The organism is Actinoallomurus sp. CA-142502, from assembly GCF_050936355.1.
In the GTDB taxonomy this organism is placed as follows: domain Bacteria; phylum Actinomycetota; class Actinomycetes; order Streptosporangiales; family Streptosporangiaceae; genus Actinoallomurus; species Actinoallomurus iriomotensis.
This window is the reverse complement of sequence record NZ_JBNJMY010000001.1, coordinates 7616153-7639061: the sequence shown is the minus strand read 5'-3', so window position 1 is coordinate 7639061 and position 22909 is coordinate 7616153. Positions and strand designations below refer to the sequence as shown.

Sequence of the window (22909 nt, the reverse complement as noted above, 5' to 3'; positions counted from 1 at the left end):
TGAACGACAACGTGCGCAAGGATCTCGCCAGTATTTTCGCCACCGACCGCAAGGATCACGCCAACCGGCTCAGGCCGAGAAGGTGTGGCGGTACTCCGTCGGCGAGGTGCCGAGAATGCGCTGGAAGTGTAGACGGAGGTTCGCGGCGGTGCCGAGCCCGACCCGGTCGGCGATCTGCTCCACGCCCAGCTCGGTGCGTTCGAGCAGTTCGCGGGCCAGGTCCACCCGTGCCCGGAGCACCCACTGCATCGGCGTATGGCCGGTGTCCTTCACGAACCGCCGCGAGAAGGTGCGCGCCGACACCCCGGCGTTGCGGGCGAGCGCCTCCAGGGTCAGGGGTTCGTCGAGGTGCTTCAGGGCCCACTCACGGGTGCTCGCGAACGCGTCGCCGAGTGGTTCGGGCACACTCCGGGGGACGTACTGCGCCTGCCCGCCGCTGCGGTAGGGCGCCGCCACCAGCCGTCGCGCCACCCGGTTGGACAGCGCGACGCCGTGGTCGCGCCGCACCAGGTGCAGGCACAGGTCGATGCCGGACGCCGCGCCCGCCGAGGTCAGTACGTCGCCCTCGTCGACGAACAGGACGTTCTCGTCCACCCGCACGAGCGGATGCCGTTCGGTCAGGGCCTTCGTGTAGTGCCAGTGCGTCGTCGCCCGCTTGCCGTCGAGCAGGCCGGTCGCCGCCAGCGCGAACGCCCCGGTCGAGATGGCCGCCAGCCGGGTGCCGCGCTCGCGCGCGGCCAGGAGCGCGCCGACGACCGCCGCCGGCGGGTCGGTGGTGGCCGGCTCCCGGTAGCCGGGGATGAAGATCGTGTCGGCCCGCTCCAGGGCCTCCAGACCGTCGGCCACGTGGTACGACAGGCCGTCGCCGCCGGTCACCGGCCCGGGTGCGGCGCCGCACACCCGTACCTCGTAGGGCATGCCCGGCCGGCCGGCGAACACCTGCGCGGGGATGCCGACGTCGAGCGGCTTCGCGCCCTCCAGCACGAGCACGGCGACGCGGTGGTTCTCCCGGGCCATCCTGCCTCCTTCGTCCCGGCCATCATCCCGCCCGGGCCGGGGAGGCCGGGCTCAGGGGATCGGGACCGACCGTACGTTCACGGGGCCCTTCGTCGGGTCCAGCTCGTCGGACTGGGAGACGCCGGACGGGGTGATCACGTCCATCGCCCGTGGCACGCCGGCCGGGTCGGCCGCGCAGATCGGGCCCGAGGCGTCCGGGCCGCAGACCCCGAAGGCGTACGGCTGCGGCGTCGCGGCGAAGCCGCGGGCCTGGTCGGCGCTGTAGCCGTCCTGGCCGTGCAGCACGACGGCGAAGCTCCAGCCTGGGCCCGGGGCGCCGAACGTGGCCTTCGGCAGCGCGATCGTGATGGTACGGGCGGTCTGCGACGACCGTACGGCCGCGCTGCTCTTCGCGTTCCCGGCCGCGTCCACCCAGACCGGCGCGGCGAAGCCCTGCACCTCGACGCGCTGGGTCCAGGAGTCGCCGAGCGTGTAGTTCCGCGCGGGCGAAGCGGCCTGGTCGGAGGCGGGCGAGACGCCCGGCTGCCGGACGTAGACGTCGAGGAGCTGCGCGCCGATCGGGCTGCCGAACGTCGGGGTCAGGTCGCGCAGCCGCGCCTGCAGGTACACGGTCGTCGCGTCACTGATCACCTGGAACCGCTCCAGGTCGTACGCGCCGGGGCGGAAGTCGGCCGCGGTCGGGTAGGCGAAGGTGCCCGGCCCGTGGTCGTCGCCGTCCGGGTCGCTCACGTCCAGCGCGGTGGTGCCGCCCGTCAGCTCGCCGACGACCGTGCGCTGCGCGTACGCCGTGCGCCCGCCGGCGGTCACCGACACCGTCAGGACCGTCGTGCCGAAGCTCACGGGCGCCCGTACCGTGAAGGCGCCGTCCGTACCGGCCCGTGCGGAGGCGACCGCCGTGTCGGCGCCGACGTCCGTGCCGGCCGAGGCGACCTCGACCCGCGCGCCCGGCGCCGTGGTGCCGGTGACCTCGGTCGTCGCGCCGAAGATCGAGGCGCCGTCCGCGGGGCCGGTGACCGTCAGGGGCAGGGCGGCCGGCGCGTGGGCGTACCGGTCGCGGACCGCCGCGGGCCGCTCCAGCGGACGTCCCGCGCCGAGGCCGAGCGCCAGCCGTACGACCTGCGCCTGCGCCCAGGTGAGCGGGGAGGCCGAGCCGGCGGCCTGCCCGTTCGTGAAGCCGATCGAGGCGGTGGCCGGGTCCGCGCCGTACGGGCTCGCGGGCACGTCCTGGTCCTCCCATGCCTGTTCCGGCACCAGTCCGGTGGGGGAGTAGCGGCTCATCGAGGCGAGCAGGGCCGAGGCCGACCGCGTGTCGTGGATCTGGAGGTCGTGTTCGGCCCGCTCGCCGGACAGCACCGGCCACACGTGCCCGGACCCGGTGTTCCCGGTCGGCCACGGCCTGCCCTCCGGGTCGCAGTCGGTCGGGTCGGCCACGTGGCAGTCGCCGTACCCGTCCTCGGTGCCGGCCGTGCCGGAGCCGTAGCGGTACCAGGCCGGGCCGGTCCGCGTCGGATGCCCGATCACCTTGTCCACGACCGGCAGCGAGGCGGTCACGTCCGGGTCGTCCGGGGCGAGCACGCCCAGGCGGGTCAGCTCCAGGAACCCGGCGTCGACGACCCGCCGCTGGTCCTCAGTGGGCCCGCCGTTGCCCAGCCCGTACGTCGTGGCGGCGTCCGGGTCGCCGGTCTTGGCCAGCCGCAGGAAGTACCGGGCGGCGTACGGCCCGGTCGTGGTCACCGTCCAGCCCTTGACCGAACGCGCGAAGTGGTCGGCGGTCGCGAGATAGAGCCGGGCCCGCGCGCCGTCGCCGTGCCGGGCCGCGATCCGCCCGCCCGCGACCAGCCCGGCGATCTCGGCGGCGATGGTCGAGGGGGAGTACCCGGACTGCTCCTCCCAGCGCTCCACGCCGAACGACGGGCCGTGGGAGACCAGGAAGTCCGCGGCCTTGCGCACGTGGTCGCGCCACAGGGCCGCGTCGCCGCCCAGTCCCGCCTGGTCGGCCATGAGGATCGAGTACGCGGTCTCGTCGAGCTGGTCGCCGCCCGTGTCGGGGGCGACCTGTCCGTTCAGCAGCGAGTTGCGCGGCAGCCGTCCGTCGGGCAGCTGCTGGCGCTCCAGCAGGAACCGCGCGGTCGCCCGCGCCGTCGCCAGGTCGCCGTCGGTGAGGAACCCGGTGAAGGCCTCGTACAGGTCGCGGGAGAACACCTCGCGGTAGGAGCCGAAGTAGAACGGCCGCCCGCCGGAGCGGTCCGCCGCGCCGATCGCCTGCCCCCACGGACTGGCCAAGGACGCCACGACCGCGCCGGGGAAGGTCTTGTCCTCGCTCGCCTTGATGACGTTGGCGGACCGGTAGTAGGCGTTCGCGTACGCGGCGGGAGGCCGGCGCAGGCCGCGGTCGTAGGCCCGCCAGCCTCCGAGGTAGTCGTTCTCCGTCGCGGCGAACGGCCGGGAGACGGCGTCACCGGCCGTGCCGGTCGCCTGGTCCGCGGTACGCCCGAAGCCGAGCGCGAAGGTCGTCTCGTCGCCCTGGAGCGGGAGCCGCGCGGTCGCGACGACGTTGCCGTCCGGGGCCGCGTCCTCCGGGGTGAGCGTGTGCCGCGCGTCCAGCATGGCCGCGCCGTCGCTCGCGGTGCCGGCGTAGCCGACGCTCGCCTCCGGCAGCGCCCGGCCGGCGCGCAGGGCGACGTACGTCGGGACGGCGTAGTCGCGGTTCGTGGCGCTGGTGAGGGTGTTCTCGTCGCCGACGACGGGCACGCCGTGGCGGACCGTCGCGGTGTCGCCGCCGGCGTTGGCGTCCCCGCCGCCGCCGTTGCCGTTCACGCTCGTGTCCAGCCGCACGTACAGCCGCAGCGGGCTCTTGGCCTCCAGACGCGTGCGCACGACGACGGCGTCGCGGCGTGGATCGGTCACGTACGTCGTGATGAGGCGGTACCGCCCGGCCCTGCTCGCCGTGGTGACCGTGCAGGCCATGCCGGTCGGATCGGCCGCGACGCTGTAGGTCGTGTCCCGGCCCTGCAACTCGGTGAACGTCCGCCCGTCGGTGACCGCGAACCGCATCGACTCGATGTTCGTGTTGTCGATCGTCGGCTCGTACACGTCGGACAGCACACCGCCCGCCACGGTGAACCAGATCTTCGACCCGCCGTGCGCGGTGCCGACACAGTCCTTGCGCGCGAGGTCGAAGTGGGAGACGACGCCCGGGCCGTCCGCCGCGTGCGCGGCGCCGGCCGGAGTCCCGGCGAGCGGCACGGTGAGGGCGACGGCGAGCACGGCGATGTGCGGACGACGCATGGGGGCCTCCGGCATTTGTTGTGCCGCCCAGCAAAGGCCCGCCGCCGATCTTCTGTCAACGTCCGGATCCGGCCTTGACGTCCGGATCCGGACGGGGTCAGAGGGGGAGCGTGAAGGGGGCCAGCCGGGTGTAGACGCCCGGGTAGCCGTCGCGGGCGCAGCCGTACGCCCACGACGTGATGCCCGCGAGCCGGCCGTTCACCACCAGCGGGCCGCCGCTGTCGAACTGGCACGTGTCACCCTTCGGCGAGCCCGCGCAGACCATGTCGCGGTGGTCGAAGGACGAGCCGTACGCGGAGGCGCAGCGCGCGTCGGTCACCAGGGGGATCGTGGCCTGGCGCAGCCGCGCGTTGACCAGGTCGGACTCGGACGTCGTGCCCCAGCCGAGCACCTGGGCGGCCCCGCCGGGCGGGTACAGGCCCCCCTGGCCGATCAGCGGCAGCGGGAGGCGGTCCAGCATCGGGCGGCTCAGTGTCAGCACGGCGACGTCATGGTGCTCGACCGTCTCGCCCTTGAACTCGGTCTCCTTGAAGCCCGGCTGCACCCATACCGACTTCACCTGGACGGTCTCGCCGTCCTTCTTGGTCAGGTCGGCGCGGCCGAACGTGGCGCTCAGCAGCGTCGGCACCGAGCGCAGGAAGTCGACGCAGTGCGCGGCCGTCACGACCTTGTCCGCGGCGACCAGCGTGCCGCCGCAGAACTGCCCGGACGGCCGGATGAGGAACGCGGGGGTGCCCACGGCCGCCAGCCAGGGCGGCGGGGCGGCGGCGGTGCCGCCGACGACCGCGTTCGCGGCCGGCGCGGTGAACGGCCCGGCGAGCAGGCCCGCGGACAGCAGCGCCGCCGAGACGAGGGCGGCGAGGCGACGTGGGAACAGGGGCATGGGGGAACCTCCGTTCGGATGGGGCAAACCTAGCGGTACCGGACACCGTGCGCGAGCCGATGACGCGACCGTCCCCTCCGGGCGGCTCCGTCAGCGGTACGTGCGGCCGGTACGGCTGGAGAACCGCGCGATGAGGCCGCGCGGGATGAGCCGGCCGGCGCCGACGAGGGCCTTGTACTGCGGGCCCGGCACGCTGACGGTGAGGCCGCGGCGGAAGTCGCGCAGACCGGCGGCGACCACGTCGTCGGCGTCCAGCCACAGTGCCGAGGGCAGCCGGGACATGTCGATCCGCGCCCGCTCGTGGAACTCGGTGTGCACGAACCCCGGGCACAGTGCCATGACCGGCACGCCCGGGTAGTCCTGCGCGACCGCCTGGCTGAAGCTCACCACCCACGCCTTCGAGGCCCCGTACGTGCCGCGCGGGAAGAACGCCGCCACCGACGCCACGTTGATGACCCCGCCGCGGCCCCGCTCGCGCATCGCGGGCAGCGCCGCGTGGGTCAGCCGCAGCACCGCCTCGCAGTGCACCCGCAGCATGGTCAGCTCGTCCTGTAGCGGAACGTCGAGGAAGCGCCCCTTCTGCCCGAACCCGGCGTTGTTCACCACCAGGTCGGCGCGGCGCGCCGCCTCCTCGCCCTTGACGATCCCCTCCTCGGTGGACAGGTCGGCGACCACCACCTCGGAGTTCCCGTACTTCTCGGCGGCGCGGGCCAGGCGCTCGGCGTCGCGGGCGAGCAGGATCAGGCTGAAGCCGTCGGCGGACAGACGACGGGCGAACGCCGCGCCGATGCCGGCCGTCGCGCCGGTGATGAGTGCGGTGGGCATGCGCGTACGTTACCGCGCAGTACGCTGCCGCGCCGTACGTCACCGTGCGCTTGTTCCCGACTCACCCGGCCCGGTGCGAACCGAAACGGCGTCACGTGCATCTACTCTGTTCGGCGGAGCATTTCTGCGCCGCTCCGGGAGAACGACGGGGGTAGTGCGGTGACGGGGATCGCGGAACGCATGGTGCTGCCGCCCGCCGAGGAGACCGGCGGTCCGCGGCGGCACACCGGCCGCATACTGGCGATCGTCTGCGGGGCGATGGGCCTGCTGCTGCTCGCGCTCGTCGTCTTCCAGATGGTGCGGCCGCTGCCGTCGGCCCGGCTGCGGCTGGTCACGCCCGCGAGCCATACGGTCCCCGGAGCGCTGCACCTGCCCTGGCCCGCCGCCGGCCAGGCCGTGATCGAGGTCGACGGCGTCGGCCGGATGGGCGCCTCCGGCAGCGGGCGGCCGACACCGACCGCCAGCGTCGCCAAGGTGATGACCGCCTACGTCTTCCTCCAGGACCACCCGCTGCGCACCGGGGAGGAGGGCCCGACGTACCGGATCTCGCCGGAGGAAGCCGCCCGCCTGCCCTGGCGCATCGCACGCGACGAGAGCCACGTCGACGTGGTGGCGAACCAGCCCTTCACCGAGCGCGAGGCCCTTGAGGCGCTGATGGTCGTCTCGGCCAACAACATCGCGCACGAGCTGGCCCGCTGGGACGCCGGAGGCGACGCGCCGTTCGCGGCCAAGATGAACGCCGCGGCGCGCCGGCTCGGCATGACCGCCACCCGCTACACCGACCCGAGCGGCTTCGACCCGACCACCGTCAGCACCGCCGCCGACCAGGTGCGTCTCTTCCAGGCGGCGATGCGCATCCCGGCCTTCGCCGAGGTGGTGAGCAAGCCGAGCTTCACGCCGCGCACCGGCGGCGAGACACGCGCGGGCAGCGACACGCTGCTCGGCTCGTACGGCGTGATCGGCGGCAAGACCGGCTACACCGGCAAGGCCGGGGGCAACTACGTCTTCGCGGCCCGCGCGGGCGGCCGGCTGATCGTCGGCGCGGTGATGGCACAGGCGCAGGCCACGAGCTCGGCCGTCGCCATCTCCGCCGCCCAGCCGCTGGTCGTGGCCGCGGAGAACGCCCTGACCCGCGTCACGCTGGCACGGGCCGGCGCCGTGCTCGCCCGCGTCGACGACGGCTTCGGCCACCGGATCCCGCTCGCCGCGACGACACCGGTCACGACGACGGGCTGGCCGGGCCTGACGGTACGGCTGCGCGTCGAGGGCAGGGTGCCCCGCCACGCGCCGGCGGGCCGTGCCGTCGCGTCGATCACGGCGGGCCCCGACCACACCCGCCTGCGCCTGACGCGCCCGCTGCACGCTCCCAGCCTGCTGGACCGCCTCACCCGCCTGGGCTGAGCCGATCAGCGCGTCTCGACGTCGGCGTCCGCCTGAGCTCGATCAGGGCAGGATCAGGCCCGCACGCGGAAGTCGCGCGGGTCGGGCCGGCGGGTGGCGCGGCGGTAGGCGAACGTGTGGCCGGGCCAGTTGTTGACCATCTTCCCCTCGGCCGTCATGTACCAGCTGCGGCAGCCGCTGGTCCACACCGTGTGCCGGAATCGCCGCTGCAACGCCTGGTTGAACGCGTTCTGCACGTCGGCCCGCACGTCGATGTACCTGGCGCGGGTCAGCGCGCGGACGCAGCCGACGATGTAGTTGAACTGCGACTCCAGCATGTAGATGATCGAGTTGTGGCCGAGGTTGGTGTTCGGCCCGTAGAGCAGGAACAGGTTGGGGAAACCGCTCACCGCGATGCCGAGGTACGCCTCGGCGCCCCCGCGCCACGCCTCGTCGAGCGTGCGCCCGCCCAGCCCCCGTACGGTCATCGGCGCGACGAACGCCTGCGTGCGGAACCCGGTCCCGTAGATGACCGCGTCGACCGGGTACTCCCGCCCGTCCGCGGTGACCACTCCCTGCTCGGAGAACCGGTCGATCGGCGTGGTGACCAGCTCGACGTTCGGGCGGTTCAGGGCGGCGTAGTAGTCGTCGGACAGCAGGATGCGCTTGCAGCCCATGACGTACGCCGGCGTCAGCGCGGCGCGCAGGCTCGGGTCGGGAACCTGTTCGGCGAGCCGCCGGCGGAAGGCCCGCTCGACGAGGCGCATCAGGCGCGGCGCGGTGACGAACCCCAGCCCGCGCGCCTCGAGCCGCGTGTAGAGGTTCGCCCGGCTGAGCGTCCGCAGCACCGGCGCCCACCGCAGCAGGCGCCGCTCCCAGGGGGCGTACGGGCGGTCGGCCTTCTCGATGACGTACGGCGGCGTCCGCTGGAAGACGTGCACCCGGGCCGCCCGCTCCGCGACGTGCGGCACGAACTGGATCGCGCTCGCCCCCGTGCCGACCACCGCGACCCGTTTGCCGGTCAGGTCGCAGTCGTGGTTCCAGCGGGAGGAGTGGAAGGCCGGGCCGGCGAAGGCGTTCGGCTGGTCGGGGTAGGCGGGCCGGTTGAGCTGTCCGCAGGCGGCGACGAGGGCCCGTGCGGTGAGCTCGTCTCCGGCGGTCGTACGGATCCGCCAGAGCCCGTGCTCCTCGTCGAAGGCCGCCTCCTCGACCTCGGAGCCGAACCGCGGCTCGATGCCGTACTTGGCGGCGCAGGCGCGCAGGTAGTCCAGGATCTCCTCCTGCGGTGGGAAGCGCCGCGACCAGTCGCGCCCGCGTTCGAAGGAGAAGGAGTACAGGTGGGACGGGATGTCGCAGGACGCGCCCGGGTAGACGTTGTCCCGCCAGGTGCCGCCGAGATCACCGGCCTTCTCCAGCACCGTGACGTCGCGGACTCCCGCGCGTCTGAGCCGGATGGCCATGCCGATGCCCCCGAAGCCGGCTCCGACGATGACGACGCTGAGCGGTTCGGACATGAGTGGCCTCCCACCCGCATGAAACCAGAATCGAGTTCTGGAGAACAGCGCTCAGGTGCCGGAAGACGTTCTCCGTCGCGTCCGGTACCGCTCAGCGCTGGCGGTAGTGGAAGGTCACGCCGTACGTCCCTGCCTTGGGGGACTTGGCGACCTTTATGCCCGTGAGGGTGAATTGCCCGATCGTTGCGCCGTGCGGGACGGTCGTCGCGGTGATCGTCCGGTGGGCTCGGTGGGCGACGTCGGTGATCGCGACGCGCATCCGCCCGGAGCGCAGCGCGCCCGTGTGCACGCGCAGACCGCTCGCGGTCTTCAGACCGCCCGGGGCCTGCCACCAGATGGCCGCCTGGTGCCCGGCACTGGCCGACGCCGAGGGGCTCGGAGACGCCTTCCGCGCGGCCGTGCGCTCCCGCCGCACCGCGCCGGCCGGGTCGCTGCACCCCGCCAGCATCCCGATCGCGACGATCGCCGCCGGTACGCGTACGCCTCCGCGCATCACTCGTTGGAACACGAGGTAAACCCTATCGGCGTCGGCGCACCCCTTCGCGGGCGCCGAGCTTGCCCAGCAGCCGTACGAGGGTGTCGCGCTCCTCGTCGGACAGTGTGCCGGCCCACAGCCGCTCGCGGTCGTTGTGCGTGGCGAACGCCGTGCTGATGGCCTCCTCGCCCGCGTCGGTGAGGCTGAGGCGTACGGCCCGGCGGTCCTTGACGTCGGGCACCTTGCTCACCAGGCCGTCGCGGCTGAGCGTGCCGACGAGCGCGGAGACCGCCTGCCGGCTCATCCCGGACAGCTCGGCGGCGCGCTTGGCCTCCATCGGGCCGGCGACCCAGAGCGTGAACAGGAGCCGGAACCCCGGGTAGCTCCAGCCGCGCGGGCGGTGCACCACCGACTCCATGTCGTACACGACCATGTTCGTCACCCGGTAAAGGGTGAGGATGAGGCGCATGGCCTCCGGGTCGATCGCCGGGAGCCGGTCCCGCGTGCGCTCGACCGCGGCGTCGACGAATGACCAGAAGTCGAGGTCTTGTGCGGTCACGGACCACAGCTTAGAGTCGAAGACGAGTAGTAATCAAAGCTTTGATTAACTGCGGGAGGCGAGATGCCCTACTACCGCGTGACGGGGGAGGTCCCCCGCAAGCGTCACATCCAGTTCCGCCGGCCCGACGGTGGCCTGTACGCCGAGGAGCTCATGGGGGAGGAGGGCTTCTCCTCCGACTCCTCGCTGCTGTACCACGTGCACCTGCCCACCGCGATCGTCAAGAGCGAGGGCGTGGACCTGCCCGCGCACGCCGGCGGCGCGAGCCCGAACCACCCGCTGATGCCGCGCCACTTCAAGCCGCACGACCTGACCGCGGGCGGCGACCCGGTGCTCGGCCGTCACCTGCTGATGGCCAACGACGACGTGCGGATGTCCTACGTCGCCGCGGACGCCGACGGCGACCTGTACCGCGACTCCGTCGGTGACGAGTGCGTGTACGTCGAGAGCGGCACGGCCCGGCTGGAGTCGACCTACGGCGCGCTGGAGGTCGGACCGGGCGACTACGTCGTCATCCCGACCGGCACGATCCACCGCTTCGTCCGCACGGGAGAGGACCTGCTGCGGCTGATGGTGTTCGAGGCCTCCGGGCACATCCGGCCGCCGAAGCGCTATCTGTCGCAGTACGGCCAGTTCCTCGAACACGCGCCGTACAGCGAGCGCGACCTGCGCGCGCCGTCCGAGCCGCTCGTGCTGGAGGGCGAGGACGTGCCGGTGCTCGTCCGTCACCGCGGCGGGCTGTCGCGCCTGACGTACCGTAACCATCCGCTCGACGTCGTGGGCTGGGACGGCTGCCTCTATCCGTTCGCGTTCAACATCCGCGACTTCGAGCCGGTCGTGAAGCGCACGCACGCGCCGCCGCCGGTCCACCAGACGTTCGAGGGTCCCAATTTCGTGATCTGCTCGTTCTGTCCGCGGCCACTGGACTTCCACCCCGAAGCCATTCCTATTCCGTACAACCACCACAACGTCGATTCCGACGAGATGATGTTCTATGTCGGTGGTGACTATTCGGCGCGTAAGGGATCCGGCATCGATGTCGGCTCGATAAGCCTGCATCCGTCCGGATTTACCCACGGTCCGGCGCCGGGCGCGGTCGAGGGCGTCATCGAGGCGGTCCGCAAGGGTCACACGGAAACGACCGAGATGGCCGTGATGGTGGACACCTTCCGCCCGCTGAACATCGGCCACCAGGCGTCATCGGTCGAGGTGGGCGACTACGCCTGGACGTGGGCGCGCTAGACGTCCCGCACATTCGCCGCAGATCCCGGATGTAGTTTCCCGGCGAAATGAAAATGTGTGATCACGGAGTGTGACCAAAGCCGGTCCGGGTAGAAGACGCTCCGGATCCGGGTGCTCGACTGTGCGGTTTCGAGATGGGCACCCGGATTCCTCAACGCACGGCAGTCTTCTACTCGGAATGGGGATCATGCATGCGCAAACTGTGCACGCTCGGCACCGGAGTTCTGGCCCTCGCCGCCGTCCTCGGCAGCGGGGCGGCCGCGAACGCCGATGACGCGGGCCGCGCCGGCAAGAAGGTGGACGGCTACCAGGTGGTCGTCCTGCCCAACGCCAACGTCGGCAACTTCACCCGGCGTACGGTGTACTGCCCGGCGGGCAAGCACGTGATCGGCGGAGGCGGCGAGGCACAGGGCAACGACGCCATCCTGGTGGGTAGCTTCCCCACCTCGGACGGGCGCGGCTGGATCGCCCTGGGCCGCCAGAACAGGTACAGCACGGTGGGCATCAGCGTGTACGCCATCTGCGCGTTCTAGGGCGCGGACACGCCGGTCTCCGCGCGGTTCGTTGGCGCGAGCGGGCCGCGGAGCACGGCTCTCACGAATGTCGACGCCGGTCCTCCCGGGAGGGCCGGCGTCGGCGTCTCCGCGGGCCTAGGCGAGGACCGGAACGGCGGCGAGCAGCGTGCGGGTGTACTCGTGCCGCGGGGACGTGTACAGCTCCTCCGCGTCGGCCAGCTCGACCAGCGCGCCGTTCCGCATGACCGCCACCCGGTCGCTCACCTGCCGCACGACCGCCAGGTCGTGCGAGACGAAGACGATCGTCAGCTCGTACTCCTCCTGCAGGTCGCGCAGCAGGTCGAGGATCTGCGCCTGTGTCGAGACGTCCAGCGCCGACACCGGCTCGTCGCAGACCAGCAGCTTCGGCCGGAGCGACAGGGCGCGCGCGATGCCCATGCGCTGCCGCTGGCCGCCGGAGAACTCGTGCGGGTACCGGTCGTGCCGCGCAGGGTCCAGCCCGACGCGTTCCATCAGCTCGCGTGCGGTCCGCAGCGCTTCCCGGTCGCCGGTGCCCTGCACCCGCAGCGGGTCGGCGATGCTGTCGCCCACGGTGCGCCGCGGGTTGAGGGAGGAGACCGGGTCCTGAAAGACCATCTGCAGGTCGCGGCGTACCGGCCGCAGCGCGCGCTCCGGCAGCCCCGTGAGGTCGCGGCCGTCGAACACGATGCCGCCCGACGTCGGCTCCAGCAGCCGCACGATCATCCGGGCGAGCGTGGTCTTGCCACTGCCGCTCTCGCCGACCACGCCGAGCGTCTCGCCGCCGAGGATCTCCAGGGACACGTCGTCGACCGCCCGCAGCACGTCGCGGCGCAACCCGCCGCCCGGCCGCCGGAACTCCCGCGTGAGCCCCGTCACGGTCAGCAACGGCTCACCGGGAGGTTGGTGGGTCGGCCGGGGGGAGACAGGCCCGTCGATGCGAGGGACGGCGTCCAGCAGCGCACGGGTGTACGGTGCGGTCGGCGCCCTGAGGACCTCGCCCACCGGCCCCTCCTCGACCGCCCGGCCGTCCTGCATGACCAGCACCCGATCCACCGAACGGGACACCACGCCCAGGTCGTGGGTGACGAGCAGCAGCGCCATGCCGGTGTCGGCCCGTAGTTCGTCGATGAGGTCGAGGATCTGCGCCTGCACGGTGACGTCGAGCGCGCTGGTCGGCTCGTCGGCGACGAGGACCGCCGGCTCGCAGGCCAGCGCCATCGCGATCAGCGCCCGCTGCCGCATGCCGCCGGAGAACTCGTGCGGCCGGGCCCGCGCCCGCCGCGCCGCGTCCGGGATGCCGACCCGGTCGAGCACCTCGACGGCCCGTGCCCACGCGGCCCGGCGGCCCGCGCCGGTGTGGTTGCGGTAGACCTCCGCGATCTGGTCGCCGATCCGGAAGTACGGGTCCAGCGCCGACAGCGGATCCTGGAAGATCATCGCGATGCGCCGGCCCCGCAGCCGGCGTACCGACTCGTCGTCGAGCGCGCCCACGTCGTCGTCGCCGAGCAGGACCCGTCCCGACACCCGGGCGCCGGTGCCACGGTGCAGGCCGAGCAGGGCGAGCGCGGTCGTGCTCTTGCCCGACCCGGACTCGCCGACGATGCCCAGCGCCTCGCCCGCGGCGAGGTCGAAGGAGACCCCGTCGACCGCGCGTAGCACGCCGTCCCCGGTGGGGAACTCCACGCTCAGATCCCGCACCGACAGCAGTGGTTCGCTCATGAGAGCACGACCCTTCGGTCGACCACCGCGTACAGCAGGTCCGCGGCGGTGTTGGCGACGACGATCGCCGCGCCGGCCACCAGCGTGAGCCCGGCGACGACCGGCAGGTCGACGTTGTTGGACGACTGCACGATGAGCTGCCCGAGACCGGGCAGGCCGAACAGCGTCTCGGTGAGCATCGCGCCGACCAGGATGTAGCCGAAGTCGTACGCGCTGATCGTGATGACGGGCGTGATCGCGCCGCGCAGCGCGTGCCGTCCGACGATCCGCCGCTCCCGCAGCCCGTACGCCCGGAAGGTGCGGATGTGGTCCTCCGACAGGGTCTCCAGCATCCCGGTGCGGGTGAGCCGCGCGTAGATGGCCGCCTGCGCGATGGCGAGCGTGAACCAGGGGAGGAGCAGGTTCTTGGCCCACTCGGCCGGGTTCTCGGTGAACGGGACGTACACCGGGAAGCTCAGCCAGTGCAGGTACCCGCAGAACAGCATCAGCAGCAGCATGCCGCTGACGAAGATGGGGGCGCCGAACGCGAGCACCGACACCGCCGTCACCACGCGGTCGGTGATCCGGCCCGCGCGCAGCGCCGACAGGACGCCGGCCGGCACGCCGATGAGCAGCCAGATCACCATGGCGCCGATCGTCAGTGACAGGGACACGGGCAGGCGCTGTCCGATCAGTGACAGCACCGGCTGGTCGTTCTGGAAGGAGAAGCCCAGGCAGGGCGCCGCGCAGTGCGAGACGTCCGGGCCGGAGCTGTAGTCGCGGCCGACGAAGATGCCCTCCAGGAAGTGCCAGAACTGCACCCATTCCGGTTGGTCGAGGCCCAGCTTGTGGTCGATGACGGCGAGCTGCCCGCCGCCGCAGCCCTTCCCGCACACGAGCACCGCCGGGTCCGACGGCAGCGTGTAGAAGATGAGGTAGACCAGCGCGACCATGACCAGCAGCAGCACCACCGTGCTGGCGAACCGCCGCAGCAGAAATCGTGTCATTGGTCGCTCACCACTCCTCACTCGCTCCGCGGGTGGCCTCGTTCCTCAGCCACCCACTCCGCTCGCTACATCGGGTTCGCTCCGTCATCTCCGGCCTCCCCGCAGTGAGCGCGCCTTCGGGTCGAGGGCGGTGCGGACGCCGTCGGCGAGCACGGTGAACGCCAGGACGTTGACGAGCAGCAGCAGGCCGGGCACGAGCACGTACGTCGGGTCGGCCTGGAACCACGTCGTCGCGCTGGACAGCATCTGCCCCCAGGAGGAGCCGGGCGGCCGCACGCCCACGCCGAGGAACGACAGCCCGGCCTCGGAGATCATGTTGGACGGGATGAGCAGCGCGGCGTACGTCACCAGCGGGGCCGACACACCCGGCAGGATCTCCCGCACCGCGACGCGGGCCCGGCTCGCGCCGGACAGTCGCGCCGCGGACACGTAGTCGCGGGTCTTCAGCGACAGCACCTGCCCGCGGATCAGCCGGGCCGTGCCGCCCCAGCCGAACAGGCCGATGACGAGCATGAGCAGCAGCGGCCGGGGAAAGCCCGACGGCACGATCGCCAGCAGCGCGATGGCGAAGATGAGCTGGGGGAAGGAGATGGCCAGGTCGATCAGGCGGCCGAGCACCGAGTCGGCGACCTTGCCGCCCAGCCCGGCCGCCAGCCCCACGCCGACGCCCAGCAGGATCTGCACGATGAGGGTGCCGAAGGCCACCAGGAAGGAGATCTGCGCACCGCCCAGCGCACGGGCGAACAGATCACGGCCGGTCGTCGGCTCCACACCGAGCCAGTGCGCGCCGCTCGCGCCGCCGAACGCCCCGCGCGGCACGCCGCCGCGCGCGGAGTCGAGCAGCTCGGGGTGGTACGACGTGGCGTCCTGGCCCTCCAGGTGAATGAGCAGCGGCGCGGCGACCGCGGCGACGATCATGAGGACCGCCACCACGAGTCCCGCCATGGCCATCCGGTCGGCGAACAACCGCTGCCGTACCTGACGGCCCCGGGTCGGCGCCTCCGGAGCGGCGCCGACCTCGGTGACCAGTTCTGCGGTCATTTAACCGAGACCATGGCCGGGTCGTAGGAGCCGCGCCACTGGTCGAGGTAGGCGTTCTTGACGTTCTTGCCGGTCAGCCGGATGTAGATCGGGTGGATCAGCGGCACGGTGAGCGCCTGCTTGCCGATCTCGGCGTCCAGCGCGCCCCAGCGGGGCCGGGCCTGGGCCGGGTCGGTGATCTTGTTGATGGCGTCGAACTCGGCGTTGATCTTCGGGTCGTTCAGCTGGGAGGCGTTGAAGTTGCCGCCGTCCTTGAGGATCTGCCGGCCGTCGAAGATCGGCCCGAGGAACGGCCCGCCGGTCGGCCAGTCCGCGCCCCAGGTGGTGAGGAACATGCCCGGCTCGGTCGAGGGCTTCTGGATCGCGTCGCCGTACGCGGCGTCGTCGTAGGGCTTGAGGGTCACGTTGATGCCGGCCTGCTTGAGCGCGGCCTGGACGGCGGTGGCCACGGCCGGTCCGTCGTGGTTGTAGTCGGCGTTGCGGTGCGCGAGCGTGACGGTCAGCCCGCTCGCGTGCCCGGCCTGGGCGAGGAGCTCCTTGGCCTTCGCCGCGTCGCCGCCCGGCCCCGCCGGGAAGTAGTCGTACGGCTGGTAGCCGAACGCGGCCTGGTCGGGCAGGAACGTCGTCGCGGCCTTGGCGAGCGAACTGCCGCCCGCCGCGTTGACCACCGACTGGCGGCTGACCGCGTACGCGACCGCCTCCCGCACCCGGATGTCGTCGAACGGCTTCACCTTGGGGTTGAAGGCGATGTAGTCGGTCTCGCCGAACTCGCCCTTGACCGCGCGCTTCTTCAGGTTCGGGTCATTGCTGATCCGGGCCAGCTCGGCGGGGGACAGGTCGGTGTCGGCGGTGATGGCGTTCGCGTCCTTGCCGGCGCTGGAGCTGAGCCGCTGGTTGATCACGGCCGCGTTCAGCCCGTAGGTGCCCTCGATCCGGTCGGGGCAGGCCAGCCGCTGGTCGTCGACCGAGCGCGACCAGTACGGGTTGCGGACCAGCACCAGGTTCTTGTCCTGCTCGTGCGACTGCACCTTGTACGGGCCGCTGGCCACCGGGTGCTTCTCGTACCCGGTGCCGTCGTCCTTGGCCTTGGGCACCGGGGCGAACTGCGTCGCCGTCGCCACGTACGGGAAGTCGCCCTCGGGCTTGCGCAGCTTGAAGATGATCGTCTTGTCGTCCGGCGTCTGGATCGAGTCCAGCTCCTTGCCCTTGTACGGGCCCTTGTAGTCCTCGCCGCCGACCAGCCAGTCGCGCAGGTACGGGATGCCGCCGGGCAGCTCGGGCGCGAACGCCCGCTCCACGCCCCACTTGATGTCCTTGGCGGTGATGGGCGTGCCGTCGTCGAACTTCAGCCCGTCCTTCAGGTGATAGGTCCAGGTCTTGGCGTCGGCGCTCGCCTTGCCGGTGTCGGTGGCCAGGTCGGGCACGACCTGGTCGCCCGCCTCACCGGGCACCCGGTGCCGGGTGGTGAGCGTACGGAAGATCAGAGAGGTGACCGAGCCGCCGCCGGAGGTGTAGATCCGGGCGGGGTCGAGGTGGTGACCGGTGGAGTCGCTCTGGTTGAGGACGTAGAGCGTTCCTCCCTGGCAGTTCTTCGGGTCGAACGCCGCACCTCCCGACGAGGAGGAGCCGTGGTCCGAGGAGCAGGCCGCGGCGGCGGTCAGCAGGGCGGCGGTGGTGAGCAGGGCAGCGCTTCTTCGCATCACAGGTTTCCCATTCAGGGCGATGACGGCGGCATGACACGACTGTCACAGAGGATGACAGCCGCAACTTGACCGGAAAAGGGGGAGATCAAGACCGAGGCGCGAGATGCCTGGTGATCAGGGGCGGAGGCTCAGAGACTGGATCAGGCCGCACACAGTGCGCTGGCCTGCCGTCGAAGGTCGACGTGCAGGCGCGCCACGAGAGGCTCGCTCCGATACACAATCATGAAGATATCTCATACCGGGATCATGAGCATCGAGGTGTTCCCTTGATCACCGATGCGTGGTCCACTGGTGGCGTGACGGAGGCCGATGAGGTGGCGCGGCGCTGCGCCGAGAAGATGTACGCCGCCGACCGTTCGTCACAGCACCTCGGCATCGAGATCAGCGACGTCGCGGCGGGCCGCGCCCGCGCGCGGATGACCGTCGCGGACACCATGGTCAACGGGCACGGCATCGCGCACGGCGGCTACGTGTTCCTGCTGGCCGACACGGCCTTCGCCTTCGCGTGCAACACCTACGAGATCGCCACCGTCGCGGCGGCCGCCGACGTGGTCTTCGTCGCGCCGGCGCGGGCGGGCGACGTCCTGGTCGCCGAGGCCGTCGAACGCGTCCGCTTCGGCCGCGCCGGGGTCTACGACGTGACCGTCCGCCGAGCCGACGGCGAGGTCGTCGCCGAGTTCCGCGGCAACAGCCGCGCCCTGCGCACGGAAACCCCATGACCGAGCGAAGCGAGGGAATCGAGGGCGCGTTCCGGTGGTCACTCCTTCCGACGCAGGAGGGCCCATGACCGGGCGGAGTGAGGGAGTCGAGGGCGCGTTCCGGTGGTCACTCCTTCCGACGCAGGAGGGCCCATGACCGGGCGGAGTGAGGGAGTCGAGGGCGCGTTCCGGTGGTCACTCCTTCCGACGCAGGAGGGCCCATGACCGGGCGGAGTGAGGGAGTCGAGGGCGCGTTCCGGTGGTCACTCCTTCCGACGCAGGAGGGCCCATGACCGGGCGGAGTGAGGGAGTCGAGGGCGCGTTCCGGTGGTCACTCCTTCCGACGCAGGAGGGCCCATGACCGGGCGGAGTGAGGGAGTCGAGGGCGCGTTCCGGTGGTCACTCCCTCCGGCGCAGGAGGATTCATGACCGGGGGAACGGCGAGCCCGCGGCGTGAGGCGTGGGAGCTGCTCGGCGGCGAGTACGACGTCCGCGTGCTCGAGCCCTCGCCGCCCGCCGTCACCGAGCCGCCCTGGTACGCCGACGACCCCCTCGCCGGGCCGTACGGCGTGCGGCTGGTGACGCCCGTGGCCGGGCTGGGCCGGAGCTGGGACGACCTCGTGGGCGAGCGGCCGGACCTGGCCGCCTTCTGCGCCGACCGCTGGCTCGGCGCCCGGCGCCGGCTCGCGCCGCTGCCGCGTGCGTTCGTGCCGACCCGGCGTTCGCTGCACACGCTCGCCGAGCACGTCGTCGCGCCCGCCCGGCACGCCGCCAACGGCCAGATCGGGCTGAGGTTCACCCGCGGCGGCTTCGGCACCCCGTACTTCGGCGACGGCCACCAGGTCCGCGTGGAGAGCGGCCGGCTGGTCGTCGACGGCGTGGTCCACACGCCCGCGACGCTGGGGGAGGCCGCCTCGCTCGCCGGCATACCGCTCGGCATGCCACCGGAGGTGTACCTCCCGGCCACGCCGGCCGCCCCGGACACGCACCTGCCGGTCAACCCGGCCGCCGCCGAGGCGCTGGGAGACTGGTTCGGCTTCGCCTGGTCGGTCCTCGAACAGCTCCGCTTCGACGGCCGCACGCTGTACTCCCGGGCTCCCCTCGGCACTCCCTCCGCGGCCGGTTCGTCCCTCACCGGCCACTCCGCTCGCTCCTCGGCTCGCCCTTACGACCCCCGGGCTCCCCTCGGCACTCCCTCCGCGGCCGGTTCGTTCCTCACCGGCCACTCCGCTCGCTCCTCGGCTCGCCCTTACGCGGCGCCCGGCCGCGTGCAGCTGTGGCCCGAGCACTTCGACGCCGCCGTGGAGTTCGGTGACGAGCCCGCCGGACGGCGCGCCGCCTTCGGCGCCTCCCCGGGCGACGACGCCCACCCCGAGCCGTACCTCTACGTCGCCCCGTGGCACCGGCGAGCGGGTGGCTTCTGGAACGACAAGGCGTTCGGCGGCGCGTCGCTGACCTACGGCGCGCTGCTCTCCGCCGACGATCAGCGGGAGACCGCGCTCGCCTTTTTCCGGCAAGGACTGGCAGAGCTCAACTCCTGACCGCCGCGCTTTCCCAAGCTCAGTTAAGAATCGGATCGGTTCCCGTTTAACAACGGACGGGCAGGGACCTCCGTGCGGGGGCACACGGGGGAACGGCCTCGACGAGCAGGCCGGACGTTCCCGTCTACGGCGAACGCGGGGCATAACGGCGCACCACGTCGGACGCCTGCTGGTGCCTTCCACGTCACCGTGTGAAAGGAGCGACAGAATGCGCAAGGGAGTCATGGCAGCCTGCGTGCTGGCCACCAGCCTCGGCTTGCTGACAACGGGGTGCGGCGACAAGCACAAGGCCGTGCCGTCGTCCGGCGGTCTCGCCCAGCCCACCTCGCCCGGACCGGAGGCGTCACCGACGATGTCGCCGGGGGCGCCCGAGTCCTCACCGCCGGCGACCGAGTCGCCCGGGGCGACGACGTCACCGGCGCCCGGCGCCGTAACGATCAACGCCAAGGACACCAGCGTCGGCAAGATCCTGGTGGACGACAAGGGCATGACGCTTTACCTGTTCGAGAAGGACAAGGACGGCAAGTCGTCCTGCACCGGCGAGTGCGCCACGCAGTGGCCGCCGGTCACCGCCACCGAGAAGGCAACGGCGGGCCAGGGCGTCGACGCGTCCAAGCTCGGCACGACGGACCGGGCCGACGGCACCAAGCAGGTCACCTACAACAACCATCCGCTCTACCGCTTCTACAAGGACACCAAGCCCGGTGACATGAACGGTCAGGGTCTCCAGGCCTTCGGTGCCAAGTGGTACGTCGTGGACGCGACCAAGGGCGACAAGATCGAGAAGAAGTAGCCGCGACGCGGGCCGGCGCGTCTCGCCGGTGGCGGCCACGCCCTTCGTGGGCGGTGCCGCCACGGCGACCGCGCCCGTGCCCACCGCCCACGTTCACGTCGAGGAACGGACTTTCATGCGCAAGGCAGTCAGGGCCGTCTGGGCGCTGGCCGTCGGTCTGGGCCTGCTCGCCTCGGGCTGCGGCGGGGGACACCGGGCCGTACCCGTCTCCGGCGGGTACGGCGGGCGGCCGTCGGCCGTTCCGGAGTCACCGGCCGTTCCGGAATCGCCGACGGCTCCGGAGTCGTCGCCGCCCCCGGCGGAGTCACCCGGGTCACCGGAGCCCCGGCACGTGCCGTCCGGCGAGGCCCCGCAGCCCAGTGCCGGCCCGCTGGAGATCAGGTCGAGGGAGACGCGGTACGGCCGGATCCTCGAGGACGGCCGGGGCAAGACGATCTACGTGGCCGCCAGGGACAACGCCGACTTCGAGTCGACGTGCACCGGCACCTGCACGAAGGACTGGCCGCCGCTGTTCACCAACGGCCAGGTCAACGCCGGCCCCGGGGTGAACTCCGCCTGGCTCGGCACGATCGGCCGGACCGACGGCCCGACCCAGGTGGAGTACAACGGCTGGCCGCTCTACTACTCGGCGCGCGACAGCGGACCCGGCGAGATCAACGGTCAGGGCCTCAGTGCGTACGGCACGACCTGGTACGTCGTCGACGCCGACCGCGGCCGGCCCGTGAAGTGACCGGTTAGAAGCTCGGCAGGTGCGGCAGCGAGTCGGGCAGCAGCCACACGCCGCCCGCCACCAGCGCGATGACGGCGACGATCCCGAAGCCGAACACCCACATCAGGCCCGGCATGCCGGTGAGCCGGGCCAGCTGGTCGGCGTCGGAGTCGGGCGCGCGGCCCCGTGCGCGCTTGCTCTGCAGCTCCACCACCGGGCGCGCGCCCGCGAGCAGCAGGAACCACGTGAACGCGTACGCGAACGCCGCCTGCACCGTCGGTGACCCGAACCAGGACACCGCGAAGATCACCGCGCCGGTCGTGACGACGGACAGCACCCCGTACACGTTGCGGATCAGCACGAGGATCGCGGCCAGCAGCACGATGCCGGCCCAGAGCATGGCCGTGATGTGCCCGGTCGCGAGCAGCCCGGCCGCGCCGAGGCCGAGCAGCGGCGGCGTGACGTACCCGGCGAACGCCGTGACGATCATGCCCGCGCCGTACGGCTTGCCGCTGGAGACGGTCACGCCCGACGTGTCGGAGTGGAGCCGGATGCTGTGCAGCTGCCGGCCGGTGACCAGCGCGGCGAGCGCGTGCCCGCCCTCGTGCGCGATGGTCACGACGTTGCGCAGCAGGTGCCACACCGAACGGACCGACACCGCTCCGAGCGCGGCCACGCCCGTCAGCGTGACCAGCCACCACGGCGGATGTGGTTGCGTGCCGAGGACGTCGTGCCAGACGTCGCCGAGTGTGGACAGATCCATGCATCACCTCTGCCGGGTACGACGCGCCGGGGCGCCGCGAAGTTTCTCGCACGGGCGAACCCATATCTTGGCTCAAGTCGGCCAGTAAGGTGTTCCCACTATGAGCGACCCGTTGATGAGCGTTTATCCGCCACTCGAGCCGGCCTCCCTGGTGACGCGGCGGTCTCGGCTCTTCCCGTTCGACAGGGACGGGCTCACCCTCACTCACCTGGGGCGCGGTGCCATCTGGCTGGCGCTGAAGGCACTCGGCCTCGGCGCCGGCACCCGCATCGCGATGCCCGCCTACCACTGCGGTTCGGAGGTCGAGGCGGCCCGGCTCGCCGGCTGCGAAGTCCTCTTCTACCGGGTGTTCCCGACGTTGCAGGCCGACGAAGAGGACCTGATGCGCGTGGCCCGGCAGTGCCACGCCACCTATCTCATCTCCTACTACGGCTTCCCGATGCCGTCCCTCCCGCCCGGCACCCGCGTCATCGAGGACGCCGCGCACGCGCTGTTCTCCTACGACGGCGGCGGGGCGATCGGCTCGCGCGGCGACGCGGCCATCTTCTGCCCGCGCAAGTCGCTGGGCGTGCCCGACGGCGGCGCGGTGCTGATCCGGGGCGGCTCCATCGAGGCGACCGGCCGGCCGCCGTGGAAGGGCATGGCGCGCTCGATCGCCTCCCAGGGCATGGGCTGGGCCGCCCAGTCGCGGGCCGGCGTGCTGCGCGCCCCCGCCACCAAGGTCTTCCGCAAGGTCAGCAAGACCGAACAGGCGGTCCAGCAGGGCACGCTCACCGAGGTCGTCATCGGCGAGTGGGATCTCGAGGTCGCCGACATGGAGAGCGCGGCGTCCAAGCCCTCCCGCATGACCGAGTGGGCCGTGCACGGCGCCGACGGCGAGCGCATCCGCGAAATCCGCCGCCGCAACTTCCAGATCCTGCTGAACTCCGTGCCCGAGGTCTGCCCCGACCGGTTCCGCGGCCTGCCCGACGGCGTCGCGCCGCTGTACTTCCCCGTACGGGTGCCCGAGCGTGACCGCACCATCGCCGAGCTGCAAAAGCGCGGCGTACGCTCGATCGAGATCTGGCCGGTGCCGCATCCGCTGCTCGACCGTGCGCGCTTCGCCGAGCTGGAGCCGCTGCGGCACCAGATGCTCGCGCTCCCGGTCCACCAGGGCCTGAGCGAGTGGCACGTCGAACAGGTCGCCCACGCGGCGCGCGAGGCCATCACCGCCGCGCACCGCTGAGGACGATGCCCG

At 72.1% G+C, this 22909-nt stretch carries 21 protein-coding genes; 8 read left to right on the top strand and 13 right to left on the bottom strand.

Annotated elements, in window-relative coordinates:
• Positions 1-69 precede the first annotated feature (69 nt).
• The 4 genes from ACQEV1_RS35795 to ACQEV1_RS35780 all read right to left on the bottom strand — a co-directional run bounded on the left by ACQEV1_RS35795 (position 70) and on the right by ACQEV1_RS35780 (position 6013).
• Complete coding sequence (locus ACQEV1_RS35795; protein WP_285632678.1) at positions 70-1017, bottom strand: GlxA family transcriptional regulator; 948 nt, start codon at positions 1015-1017, stop codon at positions 70-72.
• A gap of 51 nt (positions 1018-1068) precedes the next feature.
• Positions 1069-4305 (bottom strand): glucodextranase DOMON-like domain-containing protein, encoded by a 3237-nt coding sequence (locus ACQEV1_RS35790; protein ID WP_433400045.1) that lies wholly within the window; start codon positions 4303-4305, stop codon positions 1069-1071.
• A gap of 97 nt (positions 4306-4402) precedes the next feature.
• On the bottom strand, positions 4403-5188 hold the full coding sequence (locus ACQEV1_RS35785; RefSeq protein WP_285632684.1) for a serine protease: 786 nt from the start codon (positions 5186-5188) through the stop codon (positions 4403-4405).
• 90 nt (positions 5189-5278) lie between these two features.
• A complete protein-coding gene (locus ACQEV1_RS35780; RefSeq protein WP_433400041.1) occupies positions 5279-6013 on the bottom strand; it encodes an SDR family NAD(P)-dependent oxidoreductase in 735 nt (244 codons plus the stop codon).
• Between the two features lie 159 nt (positions 6014-6172).
• On the opposite strand from ACQEV1_RS35780, the gene ACQEV1_RS35775 reads away from it, so the two are divergent.
• Positions 6173-7414 (top strand): D-alanyl-D-alanine carboxypeptidase family protein, encoded by a 1242-nt coding sequence (locus tag ACQEV1_RS35775; RefSeq protein ID WP_433400038.1) that lies wholly within the window; start codon positions 6173-6175, stop codon positions 7412-7414.
• 53 nt (positions 7415-7467) lie between these two features.
• Here the strand turns inward: ACQEV1_RS35775 and ACQEV1_RS35770 are convergent, their stop codons facing one another.
• The 3 genes from ACQEV1_RS35770 to ACQEV1_RS35760 all read right to left on the bottom strand — a co-directional run bounded on the left by ACQEV1_RS35770 (position 7468) and on the right by ACQEV1_RS35760 (position 9941).
• Positions 7468-8907 (bottom strand): flavin-containing monooxygenase, encoded by a 1440-nt coding sequence (locus tag ACQEV1_RS35770; RefSeq protein ID WP_433400035.1) that lies wholly within the window; start codon positions 8905-8907, stop codon positions 7468-7470.
• Positions 8908-8998: 91 nt separating this feature from the next.
• Positions 8999-9415: a hypothetical protein gene (locus ACQEV1_RS35765; RefSeq protein WP_285632692.1), complete on the bottom strand. Its 417-nt coding sequence runs from the start codon at positions 9413-9415 to the stop codon at positions 8999-9001.
• 10 nt (positions 9416-9425) lie between these two features.
• Positions 9426-9941, bottom strand: coding sequence for a MarR family winged helix-turn-helix transcriptional regulator (locus tag ACQEV1_RS35760; RefSeq protein WP_433400032.1), 516 nt, complete (start codon positions 9939-9941; stop codon positions 9426-9428).
• Between the two features lie 63 nt (positions 9942-10004).
• On the opposite strand from ACQEV1_RS35760, the gene ACQEV1_RS35755 reads away from it, so the two are divergent.
• Both ACQEV1_RS35755 and ACQEV1_RS35750 read left to right on the top strand, forming a co-directional pair.
• Positions 10005-11183, top strand: coding sequence for a homogentisate 1,2-dioxygenase (locus tag ACQEV1_RS35755; protein WP_433400029.1), 1179 nt, complete (start codon positions 10005-10007; stop codon positions 11181-11183).
• 191 nt (positions 11184-11374) lie between these two features.
• A complete protein-coding gene (locus tag ACQEV1_RS35750) occupies positions 11375-11716 on the top strand; it encodes a hypothetical protein (RefSeq protein WP_285576690.1) in 342 nt (113 codons plus the stop codon).
• 117 nt (positions 11717-11833) lie between these two features.
• On the opposite strand, the gene ACQEV1_RS35745 is transcribed toward ACQEV1_RS35750, so the two are convergent.
• From ACQEV1_RS35745 to ACQEV1_RS35725, 5 genes are all read right to left on the bottom strand, one after another.
• Positions 11834-13438: an ABC transporter ATP-binding protein gene (locus ACQEV1_RS35745; protein ID WP_433400026.1), complete on the bottom strand. Its 1605-nt coding sequence runs from the start codon at positions 13436-13438 to the stop codon at positions 11834-11836.
• The gene (locus ACQEV1_RS35740; RefSeq protein WP_433400023.1) at positions 13435-14424 is read right to left on the bottom strand and encodes an ABC transporter permease; all 990 of its coding nucleotides are present in this window, start codon (positions 14422-14424) and stop codon (positions 13435-13437) included. Before ACQEV1_RS35740 ends, ACQEV1_RS35745 begins: the two co-directional genes overlap by 4 nt.
• 84 nt (positions 14425-14508) lie before the next feature.
• On the bottom strand, positions 14509-15465 hold the full coding sequence (locus tag ACQEV1_RS35735; RefSeq protein ID WP_285632703.1) for an ABC transporter permease: 957 nt from the start codon (positions 15463-15465) through the stop codon (positions 14509-14511).
• A complete protein-coding gene (locus ACQEV1_RS35730; RefSeq protein WP_285632706.1) occupies positions 15462-17165 on the bottom strand; it encodes an ABC transporter substrate-binding protein in 1704 nt (567 codons plus the stop codon). The genes ACQEV1_RS35735 and ACQEV1_RS35730 overlap by 4 nt, the downstream gene beginning before the upstream one ends.
• A gap of 143 nt (positions 17166-17308) precedes the next feature.
• Positions 17309-17392: a putative leader peptide gene (locus ACQEV1_RS35725; RefSeq protein ID WP_425550916.1), complete on the bottom strand. Its 84-nt coding sequence runs from the start codon at positions 17390-17392 to the stop codon at positions 17309-17311.
• Positions 17393-17506: 114 nt separating this feature from the next.
• Between ACQEV1_RS35725 and paaI the strand changes: the two genes are divergently transcribed.
• The 4 genes from paaI to ACQEV1_RS35705 all read left to right on the top strand — a co-directional run bounded on the left by paaI (position 17507) and on the right by ACQEV1_RS35705 (position 20930).
• A complete protein-coding gene (paaI, locus tag ACQEV1_RS35720) occupies positions 17507-17887 on the top strand; it encodes a hydroxyphenylacetyl-CoA thioesterase PaaI (RefSeq protein WP_433406032.1) in 381 nt (126 codons plus the stop codon).
• A 404-nt stretch (positions 17888-18291) separates the two neighbouring features.
• Positions 18292-19407, top strand: coding sequence for a hypothetical protein (locus ACQEV1_RS35715; RefSeq protein WP_433400019.1), 1116 nt, complete (start codon positions 18292-18294; stop codon positions 19405-19407).
• A gap of 208 nt (positions 19408-19615) precedes the next feature.
• Complete coding sequence (locus ACQEV1_RS35710; protein WP_285576702.1) at positions 19616-20200, top strand: COG4315 family predicted lipoprotein; 585 nt, start codon at positions 19616-19618, stop codon at positions 20198-20200.
• A 115-nt stretch (positions 20201-20315) separates the two neighbouring features.
• The gene (locus ACQEV1_RS35705) at positions 20316-20930 is read left to right on the top strand and encodes a hypothetical protein (RefSeq protein ID WP_433400016.1); all 615 of its coding nucleotides are present in this window, start codon (positions 20316-20318) and stop codon (positions 20928-20930) included.
• Positions 20931-20934: 4 nt separating this feature from the next.
• Here the strand turns inward: ACQEV1_RS35705 and ACQEV1_RS35700 are convergent, their stop codons facing one another.
• Entirely contained in the window at positions 20935-21672 is a 738-nt protein-coding gene (locus ACQEV1_RS35700; protein ID WP_285632714.1) for a M50 family metallopeptidase, read from the bottom strand.
• A 100-nt stretch (positions 21673-21772) separates the two neighbouring features.
• Here ACQEV1_RS35700 and ACQEV1_RS35695 point away from each other — a divergent pair, with 100 nt between their 5' ends.
• Positions 21773-22897 carry a DegT/DnrJ/EryC1/StrS family aminotransferase gene (locus ACQEV1_RS35695; RefSeq protein WP_285576706.1) on the top strand — a complete coding sequence of 375 codons (1125 nt, stop codon included), beginning with the start codon at positions 21773-21775 and terminating at the stop codon, positions 22895-22897.
• The last annotated feature ends 12 nt before the right edge of the window (positions 22898-22909 follow it).